Source organism: Streptomyces sp. NPDC055243 (genome assembly GCF_044544025.1).
Classification (GTDB): domain Bacteria; phylum Actinomycetota; class Actinomycetes; order Streptomycetales; family Streptomycetaceae; genus Streptomyces.
Window position 1 is genome coordinate 305444 of sequence record NZ_JBITWR010000001.1, and the last position, 13165, is coordinate 318608.

Genomic DNA, 13165 nt, shown 5'->3' on the forward strand with positions numbered 1-13165 from the left:
ACATGAGACTGCGCGACGCGAGAGGTGCACGAAGAGCGGCGCTCGCCCTGGTGACGGCGCTGCTGCTCGCGGTCGGGTTCCTGCCCGCCACGTCGAGCGCCGCCGACAAGGCCCCCGCCTTCCGCGCGCTGCTCTTCACCAAGGCCGTCGGCTACGTCCACGACTCCATCCCGGCCGGCATCCAGATGGTCAAGGAGCAGGCCGCGGCGGAGAACTTCGAGGTCGTCGAGACGGCCGACGCGACAGTCTTCGACGACGAGAGGCTCAAGGACTTCGACGTCGTCATCATGCTGCAGAACTCCGGCATGGTCTGGGACACCGAAGCCCAGCGCGACGCCATGAAGAAGTACGTCAAGAGCGGCAAGGGAGTCGTCGCCCTGCACAACACGCTCGACATGGGCGTCGAGGACTCCTTCCCCTGGTGGGACGACCTCATCAACGCCGGTGCCCACATGCCCGCCCACTCACCGGGCGTCCTGAAGGGCACCGCCAAGGTCGCCGACCGCGCGCACCCCTCCACCAAGGGCCTTCCCGAACGCTGGGAGCGCCCCGAGGAGTGGTACAACTTCGACAAGAATCCCCGCGGTGACGTGCACGTCCTGGTCACCGCCGACGAGACCACGTACGACCCGGGCGGCTCCAAGATGGGCGCCGACCACCCCATCTCCTGGTGCCGCAACGCCGAGGGCGGCAAGGTCTGGGCCACCGCCATGGGCCACGACAAGGCCTCGTACACCGAGCCCGCCTTCCGCGAGCACGTGCTCGGCGGCATCGAGTGGGCCGCGGGCAACAAGCCCGGCGACTGCGGCGGCACGGTCTGGTCCGGCTACGAGAAGACCGCGCTCGACGACAACACCGCCGACCCGATGGAGCTGGACGTCGCCAAGGACGGCAAGGTCTTCTACGTCCAGCGCAGCGGCGAGGTGAAGATCTTCGACCCGAAGAGCCACTCCACCTCCACGGCCGGCAAGCTCGACGTCTACACCGGCGGCGAGGACGGCCTCGTCGGCATGGAACTCGACCCCAAGTTCGCCACCAACCGCTGGATCTACCTCTACTACGCGCCCGCCAAGGCGACGGACGACGTCAACCGCCTCTCCCGCTTCACCGTCAAGGCCGACAACACCCTCGACCTCGCCAGCGAGAAGAAGCTCCTGGACGTCCCCGCCTACCGCGACCGGACCTTCCCCGAACCCGGACACACCGGCGGCGCCGTCGAGTTCGGCCCGAACCGCACGCTCTACCTCGGCGTCGGCGACGACGTCCCGCCCAACCTCGATCCCAACTGGCAGGGCTACGCCCCGCTCGACTGGCGCCCGGGCAAGCAGATGCTGGACGCCGCCCGCACCGCGGGCAACACCAACGACCTGCGCGGCAAGATCCTGCGCATCAAGCCCACGGACAAGGGCGGCTACACCATCCCCCAGGGCAACCTCTTCGCCAAGGGCACCGCGAAGACCCGCCCCGAGATCTACGCGATGGGCTTCCGCAACCCCTTCCGCTTCACCGTCGACCCCAAGACGGGCTACGTGCACGCCTCCGACTACGGCCCCGACCGCGGCGCCCCCGAGACCAACCGCGGCCCGGAAGGCCTGGTCGAGTACAACGTCATCAAGAAGGCGGGCAACTTCGGCTGGCCCTTCTGCCACGGCAACAACCAGGCGTACGCCCCCTACAACCCCGACACGCAGGAGGTCGGCGCCAAGTTCAACTGCGCCAAACCCACCAACCCCTCGCCGAACAACACCGGCCTCAAGGACCTGCCCACGCTCCAGCAGCCGGAGATCTGGTACGGCTACGGCGCGTCCAAGGAGTTCCCGGAGATGGGCGCGGGCGGCTCGGCGCCGATGAGCGGACCCGTCTACCACTACGACGCCAAGAACCCCTCGAAGACGAAGTTCCCGGCCTACTTCGAGGGCGCGAGCTTCTTCTACGAGTGGGCCCGCGACTCGGTCAAGGAGATCCGCTTCGACAAGGACGGCAAGCTCCTGAAGATCAACGACTTCCTGAAGTCGGCCAAGTTCGCCAAGCCCATGGACATGACCTTCGGGCCCGACGGCTCGCTGTACGTCCTGGAGTGGGGCAGCGAGTTCGGCGGCGGCAACAACGACTCCGGGCTCTACCGCATCGACTACGCCCAGGGCCGGCGCACCCCGCTCGCCCAGGCCAAGGCGTCCGCCACCAACGGCCCCGTCCCGCTGAAGGTCGACTTCTCCAGCGAGGGCAGCAAGGACCCGGACGGCGATCCGCTCACCTTCGCCTGGGACTTCAACGGGGACGGCACCTACGACTCGACCGAGGCCAGCCCCTCCCACACGTACGAGACCAAGGGAGACTTCAACGCCCAGCTGAAGGTCACCGACTCCACCGGCCAGTCGGGCTACGCCAACGTTCCCGTCACGGCGGGCAACACGGCGCCCAAGGTCAAGGTCGAGACGCCGGTCGACGGCAAGCTCATCGAGTTCGGCGACAAGATCCCCTACAAGGTCACGGTCACCGACCCCGAGGACGGCACGATCGACTGCTCCAAGGTCACCGTCAACCCGGCGCTCGGCCACGACGACCACGAGCACCCCACCACCGACATCGCCGGCTGCGAGGGCACCGTGGACACCGGTGACCTGGGAGGCCACCCCGAGGGCGCCGACCTCACCTACGTCCTGAACGCGAAGTACACCGACAAGGGCGGCGACGGCGTCAGCGCCCTCACCGGCTACGGCCGCTCCGTCATGCACCCCAAGCACAAGCAGGCGGAGTACCACGACGACCAGTCGGGCACCCGCATCGTCTCCCAGGAAGGCGCCGAGAACGGCAAGCGCATCGGCGACATCAGCGACGGCGACTGGATCGCCTACAGCCCGATGAGCGTCGAAGGCGTCGGCAAGGTCGGCTACAAGCTGTCCTCGCCCTACGGTGTCGGCTCGATCGAACTGCGCGCGGACGCCCCGGACGGCAAACTGCTCGCCACGACACCCGTGCCCAACACCGGGGGCTGGGACACCTATCAGGCCACACCCGACGTGCCGGTCGAAGCCCTGACCGGCACCCACAAGCTGTACGTGGTCTTCAAGTCGCCACAGAACAATTCCTTTGACGTAGACGCGGTGCAGTTCACCACGTCATAGTCGCCCGGAAGTCGCCGGGGGCATACGAAGGTCCGCAGTACGCCGCTGTCCAAGGCGTACCGCGGACCTTCATCCCCGTCAGCGAGTACCGACCGCCGCACGCACGGCCCGACGGGCCAGCTGGCAGTCGTCGTGCAGCCGCCTCAGCAACAGCCGCTGTTCCTCACCGGACGGCGCGGCACCGGGATGGGCCGGTCCCGGTGCCGCCGGGGCCGCGTCGTGCATCGAGCGCTGCACGGCCATCTCGTACGTACGGATCTCCCGGGTCAGCACCAGCATCAGGTTGACCAGGAACGCGTCACGCGCCGCCGGGCCCTGCTCCTGCGCCAGCTGGCTGATCTCGCGGCGCGCCACCGGCGCGTCACCGAGCACCGACCACAGCGTCGCCAGGTCGTAGCCCGGCAGGTACCAGCCCGCGTGCTCCCAGTCCACGAACACCGGACCGGCGGGGGACAGCAGGATGTTCGAGAGCAGCGCGTCGCCGTGGCAGAACTGCCAGGTGCCGTGCTGCCCGGCCGAGTGCGCGATGCCGTGCAGAAGCTTCTGGAGGTCGCCCAGGTCCCGGTCGGTGAGCAGGCCCAGCTCATGGAAGCGGGAGATCCGCTTGCCGTAGTCCATGGGCCTGCCGAACAACTCCTGCGGCGGACGCCACCGGTTGAGGTGGCGGATCGCGTTGAGCGCCAACCGCACGTCCGCGCGTGGCGGCGGCTCCACGGGGTGGCGGGACAGCGCGGCGACGCGTCCCTGCATGCGTTCGATCACCAGCGTGCAGTCCTCGGGGTCCGCGGCGATCAGCCGCGGGGCCCGGACCGGAGGACGGTGCCGGACGAACGAGCGGTAGGCAGCTATTTCGTGCCGGATGCGCTCGGTCCAGACGGGCGAGTGGTCGAGTAAACACTTGGCGATCGCGGTGCTGCGTCCTGTGGTCCCCACGATCAGTACGGTGCGTCCGCTGCGGCGGAGCACCTGTACCGGATTGAACTCGGGACAGATCCGGTGCACCGAGGCGATCGCGGTGCGCAGTTGCGCCCCCTGGGGGCCTGACAAGTCGAGTCTCCCGCTGAGCGGTTGCGTGCCGGGCCCCGGAACGCGTCGCGTTCGGCCGGCGCCGAGCGACCCGGCCGCGGGGCGCGCGGGCTCCAGATACGGGCCGCTGCCCGGCTGTCGGCTGTGCAGCGGCCGGGGCGGGGCGGACACGGAGGACGATGCTGTGTACATGGGCGATACAGATCCCTTCGTGTGCCAGCGAATTGCTGCGCCTCCCGCCCCGGCCCCCTGGGGAGCACCCTGGGGAATGTCCCGCGGTGGGCCGGGTCGGGGTGGCGCTTTCCTACCTGACACCCGGCGTCCCCTGGCACACCATGTGGCGCACCCTGGCGAACCCTGGCGAATAGTCGCTCAGCAACTGACAGAGGGTTACTGTCAACTCAGCCGAGAACCTGGGGGCTTGACGTGAACGGACAACCCAACACCCGACTGTCGGACCTGTTCGGCCTGGCAGGCTGGTCCAAAGGGGAACTCGCGAGACTGGTGAACCGGCAGGCGGCGGCCATGGGCCATCCGCAACTGGCCACCGACACCTCGCGGGTACGGCGTTGGATCGACATGGGGGAAATCCCCCGCGATCCCGTGCCCAGGGTTTTGGCGGCTCTGTTCACCGAGCGTCTCGGCCGTGTCGTGACCATTGAGGATCTTGGTCTGGTCCGGCACGGGCGCGTGGGGAAACGGCGTGACGACGGGAGTGTGGAGAACCCCGACGGCATGCCGTGGGCGCCCGAACGGACAGCCGCGGTCCTCACCGAATTCACGGGAATGGACCTCATGCTCAACCGACGCGGCTTGGTGGGCGCGGGTGCCGCGCTCGCCGCCGGCTCCGCACTCAGCAGCGCCATGCACGACTGGCTGCACACCGATCCGGCCCTCGTTGCCGACGCTCCCCGTACCAACCATCCCCTGCACGCCGACCCCGCTGGGTTCGACCGCTATGAGGCCGCCCCCATCGGGTCGCAGGAGATCGAGGAACTGGAGACGTCCGTCGAGGTGTTCCGGGCCTGGGACGCGGCCCGCGGCGGCGGGCTGCAGCGCAAGGCTGTGGTGGGACAGCTCAACGAAGTGGGCGGCATGCTCGCCTACCGACACCCCGACCATCTCCAGCGACGCCTGTGGGGCGTCGCTGCCAATCTCGCCGTCCTCGCGGGCTGGATGTCGCACGACGTCGGCCTGGAGCCCACGGCTCAGAAGTACTTCGTGATCGCCGCGCACGCGGCCCGCGAGGGCGGCGACCGGCCGCGCGCCGGTGAGGCCCTGTCCAGGGCCGCGCGCCAGATGGTGCATCTGGGGCGTCCCGACGACGCGCTGGACCTCATGAAGCTCGCCCAGTCGGGATCGGGCGAGGAGATGCTGCCGCGCACGCAGGCCATGCTCTACACCATCGAGGCCTGGGCACAGGCATCCATGGGCAAGGGCCAGGCGATGCGCCGCACGCTCGGCATCGCCGAGGACCTGTTCGTCTCCGACAAGGGGGACGTGCCACCGCCCAGTTGGATGCAGATGTTCGACGAGGCGGACATGCACGGCATGCAGGCCCTGGCCTTCCGCACCCTCGCCGATCACGACGCGACCGCCGCCAACACCGCCCAGCGCCACGCCAAGGAGGCGATCGACCTGCGGTCCAAGGGCCGCGACCGCTCGCAGATCTTCGACTACATCTCGCTGGCGTCGGCCTGCTTCATCGGCGACGACCCGGAACAGGCCGACCGGTACGCACGGCTGGCGCTGGTCTCGATGGGGTCGAACTCCTCGCACCGCACGTGGGACCGGCTGCGCGAGATGTACCGCCTGACGGCTCAGTACTCGGACCACGCCAAGATCCAGGACCTGCGTGAGGAGATCAAGATGGCGCTGCCCAAGGCGGCGGCCAAGACCGGAGGTGTCAACCGCATCCAGGCGTAGGGCCCGGCGGGGGTTCGTTCAGGAGCCAGGCGGGGGTTCGTTCAGAGCGGGTCAAGCGGGTCAGGAATTGACCCGTGCGATCAGCAGGCAGGCGTCGTCCTCACGTGGGGCCACGCCGAACTCTTCGACGACCGTCCGAACACAGTCCTGCGCACTTCGCGTGTCCGTCGAATCCGTCGTGCCCGTGAACCGTGGCGCGAGCCCGAGCAGCCGGCTCGTGGCCGCGTCCCTGGTGCGCCGGGGGACCAGTCCATCGGTGTGCAGCAACAGCAGGTCGCCGGGCTGGAGTTGCTCTTCGGCCTGCTCGTACGTGGCGCCGGAGGTCGCTCCGAGGATCACGCCGCCCGGTGGCGTCAGCGCGCGCCCCGTCCCGTCGCGGAACAGCAGCGGGGCGGGGTGGCCCGCCTGCGCCCAGGTGAGGGTGCGGGTGGCCGGGGTGTACTGACAGCAGACGGAGCTGCCGAGGGCCGGTTGCGCGGTCGTGTCCAGTAACTGGTTGAGCCAGCCCATCAGTTGGCCCGGCCGGACTCCGGCGACCGCCATGCCGCGCACCGCGCCGAGCAGCATCGCCATGCCGGACGTGACGGTGACGCCGTGCCCCGTGAGGTCGCCGATGCTGAGCAGGAACTGGCCGTCGGGCAGTTCCATCGCGTCGTACCAGTCACCGCCGATCAGGGCGCTCGTCGAGGAGGGGAGGTAGTGCGCGGCGAGGTCGAGCGCCGCGGGTCCGCCCTGCGGGAACCGCAGGGAGCCGCGCCACGGCGGCAGCACGGCCTCCTGCAGTTCGACCGCGAGCCGGTGCTCTGTCTGCGCGATGTGCCGCTGGCGCTGCAGCGAGTCACGGGTCTCGCGCACCACTCGCTGGCTGCGGCGCAGCTCGCTGACGTCCCGCAAGACCGCCCACATCGAGGCGGTGCTGCCGTCGGCGGCGAGCACGGGCTCGCCCATCATGTGCACCTGTCGTACGCCGCCGTCGTGGCGCACGATGCGGAACTCGCCGTCGATCGGCTTTCCGTCGATCAGGCAGTCCGTGACCATGGCCGTCAGCATCGGCTGGTCGTCGACGTGCACCAGGGAGGGCAGTTCGTCGAGGGAGAGCGGGGGAGCCTGCGGGTCCCGCCCGAGGATCTGGTACAGCTCGCCCGACCAACTCGCCTCGTCGCTCAGGAGGTTCCACTCCGCGCTGCCGACCCGGCTGAGCAGGGAGCCGCGCTGCGGTTCGAGCGGTGCGGGCACGGCCGGAGCGCAGGGCTCCACGGCAGGCGGCACGGGCCCGTCCCGTAACTGCGCCAGGTGGTCGTCCAGGTCGTTGAGCTGATGGACCGCCAGGTCGCACAGGGCGCGCTGCCAGCGCTCCTGCGGGTCGCCGCCGTCGGCCCCGGTGTCACGGCGCACGGCGTCGACCTCGCCGCGGAGCCGACGCGTCTGCGTGATCAGCGCTTCGACCGAGCCGCGCTCGGGCGGCTGGGCGGAAGGGCGGTCCGCGAAGACATGGGACGGCATGAGGTGCTCCGTTGAGGATGCGGTGCGACCAAACGGGCGGGATGGACCGCTAATGACTTTCGCACAGCCGGGGGTGGCTCGTAAGGGATTTGGCAACACACGACAGGGTCATGCTTCTGGCATATGCCTATGTCCTTCGGAGCAGTGCGTTCCGGAAGCACGCCGCCGATCACCCGCGCAAGTAGCGGACAGCAGCCAGAACACGGCGGTTGTGGTCATGTGACGCGGGCAGTCCGAGCTTGTCGAAGACGGCGGCCACATGCTTCTCCACGGTGCCCGCGGAGACCACCAGGGCCTGCGCGATCGCCGCGTTGGACCGACCCTCGGCCATCAGCGAGAGCACCTCCCGCTCGCGCTCGGTGAGCGGCGCGAGCTCCTGCGCGCGGCGCCCGGCCCCGGCCAGCTGCGTGACGACCTCGGGGTCCAGCGCCGTGCCGCCCGCGGCCACCCGCTCCAGGGCGTCGGTGAACTCCGCGGTGTTCGCGACGCGGTCCTTGAGCAGATAGCCGACGCCCGCCGAACCCGCGGCCAGCAGCCGGGTGGCGTACTTCGTCTCCACGTACTGGGAGAAGAGCAGCACCCCCGTGCCGGGGTGGTCGCGGCGGATGTCGATGGCCGCACGCAGCCCTTCGTCCGTGTGCGTCGGCGGCATCCGGATGTCGGTCACCGAGACGTCCGGGCGATGCTCGGCGACCGCGGCACGCAAGGCGTCCGCGTCGCTCACCGACGCACAGACCTCGTGCCCGCGCTCCGCGAGCATCTGCCCCAGCAACTCCCGCAGTACGGCGGCATCCTCAGCGATCACGACGCGCATGGCGGAATGCTCTCACGCGTGCAGCGGCAGCTCGACGGTGACCGCCGTCGGCCCGCCCTCGGGACTTTCGACATCCATCCGCCCGTCGACCGTACGTACGCGTTGCAGGAGTCCTGTCAGTCCGCTCCCCGCCGCGGCGTCCGCGCCACCGTGCCCGTCGTCACCGACCCGCAGCAGCAGCCGGCCGTCCAGCCGTGCCACCGTGATGGCGGCCCGCCGGGCCCCGCTGTGCTTGATGACGTTCGCCAGCAGCTCGGCGGCGCAGAAGTACGCGATGGTCTCGATGGCCGGGGTCGGGCGCTCCGGTATGTCCGTCACCAGGTCGACCGGGACGCTGCTGCGCGCGGTGAGCGTGGCGAGCGCGTCCGGCAGCCCGTCGTCGAGGACCGGGGGGTGGATGCCGCGGGCCAGGTCGCGCAGTTCGGCGAGGGCCTCGGTGGCGTTGTGGTGCGCCCCGTCGACGAGTTGACGGAGCCGGACGACGTCCAGATCCAGCGATCCGCTGCGTGGCCCGCCGCCACGGCCGTCCCCGGTGCCAGCGCCCCCGCCCTCGTTCTCGCTCTTGCTCTTGCTCTCGTCGAGCCGCTGTCTGATCATGTCGAGGCTCATCGCCACCGCGACGAGGCGGACCTGGGCCCCGTCGTGCAGATCGCGCTCGACGCGCCGGAGCAGCGCCACCGAGTCGTCCACGGCGAGCGCCCGCGTCTCTTCCAAGTCACGGACACGATCGGCCAGTTGGCCGGGCCCGAGCAGGGTCCCGACGAGCCGGCGGTCGGCCTCGGTCGCCAGCCGGGTCACCCAGGGCGCGCAGAGCAGGGTGCCCACACCGATGGCGACCGCGAGGAACGTACCGGCGAAGGTGTCCGCGTCCGGACCGCCGAAGGGAAGCGGCGTGAGCACCATCATGCCGTCGGGGGAGCCGGATTCAGGGTGCTGCCCGAACACCGCCCACCGCAGCGGCGCGGTGAGATCGACCAGCCCCGTGAACCACCAGAGGACGGCGTACGCCTCCAGACAGCTGACCGGCAGCTTGACCAGCACATAGGCGGCCGACCGCCAGCCCGTCCCGTCCCACAGCCGGGCGTCGAGACGGCTGACCAGCCGTCCTCTCGGGCGCAGTCGCGGCGGCGCGGGCGTCTCGTCCCCCAGGAACAGGGCGGCGAGGCGACGGTGGGCGGCGCCCAGCGCGCGGGCCAGCTGGAGCCCCGTGACGAACAGCAGCGCACCGAGCACGGCAAGCACCACCGACACGGTGAACCCCGCGCCCAGGGCCAGCGCCACCGCGAGCAGCACGCCGCCCGCGAGGCCCAGCGGGACCGCGACCAGGCAGTACGCGACTTCGGCCCACGCCCGCCGCGTGAACGGGGCGCGCCCCACGGCTCGCGCGAGCGCGCGCGCCCCTCGCGTGCCCGTCGCCGTCCCGGGGTGCACCGGCGTAACGGAGGTGGTGGTGGGCGCTTTGGCGGCGACCGTGGTGTCGATCGTGATGGCGGAAGCCTTCGGGCGGGTGACGCGCATGGTGTCCATTGTCCTGTCAGGGGTCCTGCCAGGGGTCCTGTCAGGCGGCACGGCGGGCCAGCGTGCCACCTCGATCCGCGCGTCCTGCACCAACTCCCCCTAGCCTTAAGCGAGGTGAAGAGCTGACGTCTGCGTGACCTCGGTCCACAAGATGGGTGCCGGGCTCGAACAGGGATCGGTCTTTCACCTGCAGGGTGACCTGGTCACGGCACAGACCCTCGCCGCCCGCGCCGACCTGCTGGACACCACCAGCCCCTCGGTGCTCGTCTACGCTGCCCTCGATGGATGGCGCCGCCAGATGGTGGAGCAGGGCCGAGAGCTTCTGGACGACGCTCTTTCGCGGGCGCGTCGCGTGCGAGCGGACATCGAAGGCATCGAGGGCCTGCACGTCAACGACCGGGATGACTTCTGCGGCGACGGACGCGCCTTCGACCTGGACCCCTTCCAGATCGGCCCACTCGGACGAGCTGCCGCCTGCCCCGGAGATCCGCATCCCGGACCCCGGCGACCTCCGTCTTCGGCAGGTGACCCTTCCGCGGGACGCCTTCTTCGGTGAGGTCGAGCAGATCCCCGTGGACCAGGCAGTCGGCAGGATCTGCGCCGAGATGCTCACGCCCTACCCTCCAGGCATTCCTGTGGCCCTCCCCGGGGAACAGCTCAACCAGGACGTGGTGGACTACCTGCGGACCGGTGCGGGCGCGGGGATGCTGATTCCCGATGCCGCCGACAGCACCATCGGCACCATCCGCGTGTCCGTGCACGACGTGGGCGCCGACTGACCGGTCAGCGAGGCCAACCGCCCCGGTGCCTCTCCGGCGCGTATTGCTCTGCTCCCGCATGTGTGGGACCGGGGTCCGCGGAACACCCGGTACTCCGATGGCCGGAGCCCACGCAGGTCGTACGACGTGGGCGATCTCCGGCGTTCGCGCCTCCGCGAGGTGCGGAGCAGGCTGGAGAGAGTGGACCCGAGGAAGGAAGAGCAACGATGGGTGACACCCCGCAGGACCCGACGACGAAGCATCCGCAGCCGGAGTTCGCTCAGCAGGACCAGGCGCCGCCGGGCTGGAGCGGCCCGATGGACCCGCCTCCCGACCACGGAGAGGAGTCCTACCGGGGGAGCGGACTGCTGAAGGACCGGACGGCGGTCGTGACCGGCGGGGACTCCGGCATCGGCCGGGCCGTTGCTCTCGCCTACGCACGGGAGGGCGCGGACGTCCTGTTCACCTACCTTCCCGCGGAGGCGGAGGACGCCCGCGAGACGACTCGCCTCGTCGAGAAGGCAGGGCGCCGCGGTCTGGCCGTGCCGTGCGACATCCGAGAGGAGGAACAGTGCCGTCGGCTCGTCGAGCGGGCCGTGACGGAGTTCGGGCGCATCGATGTACTGGTGAACAACGCCGCGTACCAGATGTCCCAGCCGCAGGGCATCGCGGACATTTCCACGGAGCAGTTCGACCGCGTCGTGCGCACGAACCTGTACGGCATGTTCTGGCTGTGCAAGATGGCCGTGCCGCACATTCCGTCAGGCGGGTCGATCATCAACACCACGTCGGTCCAGGCGTACAAACCAAGCCCTCACCTGCTCGACTACGCCATGACCAAGGGCGCCATCGTCACCTTCACCCAAGGCCTCGCGCAGATGCTGGTCGACGACGGAATCCGCGTCAACGCCGTCGCTCCGGGGCCGGTGTGGACGCCGCTGATCCCGGCCACGATGCCGGACACCCAGGAGTTCGGGAAGCAGGCCCCGATGGGCCGACCGGCCCAGCCCGCGGAGATGGCGCCCGCGTACGTGTTCCTGGCCTCGGAGCACGCGAGCTTCATCACCGCCGAGATCATGAACGCCACCGGGGGCACGCCGCTCCCTTGATCCTGCCGTTTCCTTTTCCTTGACCCCGCTGCTCCCTTGCCCCCGTCGCAGGGCAATGGACGTATCGAGCGGGCAGGCGCGTCGCGTTGTGCTCAGCCAGGGGTGTGCGCGCGTGTGCGGTCGGACCAGTTCACGACGAGCGGTATGAACTGGCCGACGACGAGGAGGAGAGCTCCCACGACGAGCCAGCCCGGCTCGCCCCAGCCGATGCAGAGGAGGCCGAGCAGCGGCGGGCCGACCGCGTTGGACAGACCTTGGCCGATGGCGAACAGGCCCGAGTACTGGCCCTGGGCGTGCTCCGGGGCGAGGCCGAAGGACAACTCGAACGAGGCGGCGGCGTGCCACAGTTCGCCCACCGTGTGGACGACCACGCCGAGCACGATGACGACCACGGCGACCCATCCGGGCGCGCCGCCCGCCGCCGCGATGAGGGCTGTGGCGAGGAGGAACGCCACCCCCGCGCGACGCGCTACCCGGCCGGCCGCCTTGTTGTTGTCGACGCCGCGGCTGACCCGTACCTGTAGGCAGACCACGAGGGCCGTGTTGACCGCCACGCTCGCGCCGACGAACCAGCGCGGCGCGTCGGTGTGCCCGATGATCCACAGCGGTAGGGCGAAGATCAACACCTGGTTCTGGATGGTCATGAGGCCGTCCAGGGCGGTGAGCACCACGTACGGCTTGTCCTTCATGGCCGGCCAGCGGCTGCCCTCCGCCGGGGCCTCCACCGGCGAAATGGAGGGAATGCGGGAGGAGAGCGCCGCGGAGAGGAGGAACGTGACGGCGGTGCCGAGGATGAGGCTCACGTACGCGGTCCTGGTGTCCAACTGGACGGCGACGCCGGCCGCGAGCGCTCCGCAGCCGACGGCGATGTTGTTGAGGGCGCGCAGGTAGGAGCGGTAGCGGGTGGGGTTCGGAGCACCCAGGGTGCGGGTCAGCGGGCCGCGGGCGGCCGTACCGGCCGAGGTGGCGAGCTCGACCACGCACACGAACGCGATGAGCGAGAGGAAGGAGTGCACGAACACCAGTCCCGCCACGGCGAGGGCCTGCACGATGACCGCGAGCCGGAAGACCTCGCGCGGGCCGCGCCGGTCGGCCAGGCGGCCCACGGGGATACCGGCGGCGAGCCCGATCAGGGCGGCGGCGCCCAGGGCGAATCCGACCTGGGAGACCGGGAGGCCCACCGAGCGGGTGAAGAACAACGCGGCCCCGGCGATGAAGAGGCCCTTGCCCATCTGGTTGACGAAGGTCGCGGCGGCGAAGACGCGTTTGGGCCTCGTCTCGGGTATGAGCCCTCGCGCCATCAGCCAGGCCGGTAACCCTCCTTCGGTGCCCATCGCGGCTGCGGTCTCGGTCCGTTCGGTTTGCTGGCATTGCCTACTGGTGTCC

The 13165-nt window shown here is 70.2% G+C and carries 8 protein-coding genes and 1 pseudogene; 4 read left to right on the top strand and 5 right to left on the bottom strand.

Annotation, left to right across the window (positions count from 1 at the left end; translation table 11 throughout):
* Positions 1–2 precede the first annotated feature (2 nt).
* Positions 3–3125, top strand: coding sequence for a ThuA domain-containing protein (locus ACIGXX_RS01740; RefSeq protein ID WP_399971820.1), 3123 nt, complete (start codon positions 3–5; stop codon positions 3123–3125).
* A gap of 78 nt (positions 3126–3203) precedes the next feature.
* Here ACIGXX_RS01740 and ACIGXX_RS01745 read toward each other — a convergent pair whose 3' ends face one another.
* A complete protein-coding gene (locus ACIGXX_RS01745; RefSeq protein WP_351157142.1) occupies positions 3204–4343 on the bottom strand; it encodes an aminoglycoside phosphotransferase family protein in 1140 nt (379 codons plus the stop codon).
* A 234-nt stretch (positions 4344–4577) separates the two neighbouring features.
* Here ACIGXX_RS01745 and ACIGXX_RS01750 point away from each other — a divergent pair, with 234 nt between their 5' ends.
* Complete coding sequence (locus tag ACIGXX_RS01750) at positions 4578–6077, top strand: hypothetical protein (protein ID WP_351157140.1); 1500 nt, start codon at positions 4578–4580, stop codon at positions 6075–6077.
* A 60-nt stretch (positions 6078–6137) separates the two neighbouring features.
* Here ACIGXX_RS01750 and ACIGXX_RS01755 read toward each other — a convergent pair whose 3' ends face one another.
* From ACIGXX_RS01755 to ACIGXX_RS01765, 3 genes are all read right to left on the bottom strand, one after another.
* Entirely contained in the window at positions 6138–7580 is a 1443-nt protein-coding gene (locus ACIGXX_RS01755; protein ID WP_366461659.1) for a SpoIIE family protein phosphatase, read from the bottom strand.
* Between the two features lie 169 nt (positions 7581–7749).
* Entirely contained in the window at positions 7750–8394 is a 645-nt protein-coding gene (locus ACIGXX_RS01760; RefSeq protein WP_399971824.1) for a response regulator transcription factor, read from the bottom strand.
* Positions 8395–8406: 12 nt separating this feature from the next.
* Entirely contained in the window at positions 8407–9912 is a 1506-nt protein-coding gene (locus ACIGXX_RS01765) for a sensor histidine kinase (protein ID WP_399971826.1), read from the bottom strand.
* 121 nt (positions 9913–10033) lie between these two features.
* Here ACIGXX_RS01765 and ACIGXX_RS01770 point away from each other — a divergent pair.
* Positions 10034–10691: pseudogene (locus ACIGXX_RS01770) on the top strand (aminoacid decarboxylase); the annotation flags it as partial.
* Positions 10692–10897: 206 nt separating this feature from the next.
* Positions 10898–11779 carry an SDR family oxidoreductase gene (locus ACIGXX_RS01775; protein WP_351157131.1) on the top strand — a complete coding sequence of 294 codons (882 nt, stop codon included), beginning with the start codon at positions 10898–10900 and terminating at the stop codon, positions 11777–11779.
* A 92-nt stretch (positions 11780–11871) separates the two neighbouring features.
* On the opposite strand, the gene ACIGXX_RS01780 is transcribed toward ACIGXX_RS01775, so the two are convergent.
* Positions 11872–13113 carry an MFS transporter gene (locus ACIGXX_RS01780; protein ID WP_399971829.1) on the bottom strand — a complete coding sequence of 414 codons (1242 nt, stop codon included), beginning with the start codon at positions 13111–13113 and terminating at the stop codon, positions 11872–11874.
* Between the last annotated feature and the right edge of the window lie 52 nt (positions 13114–13165).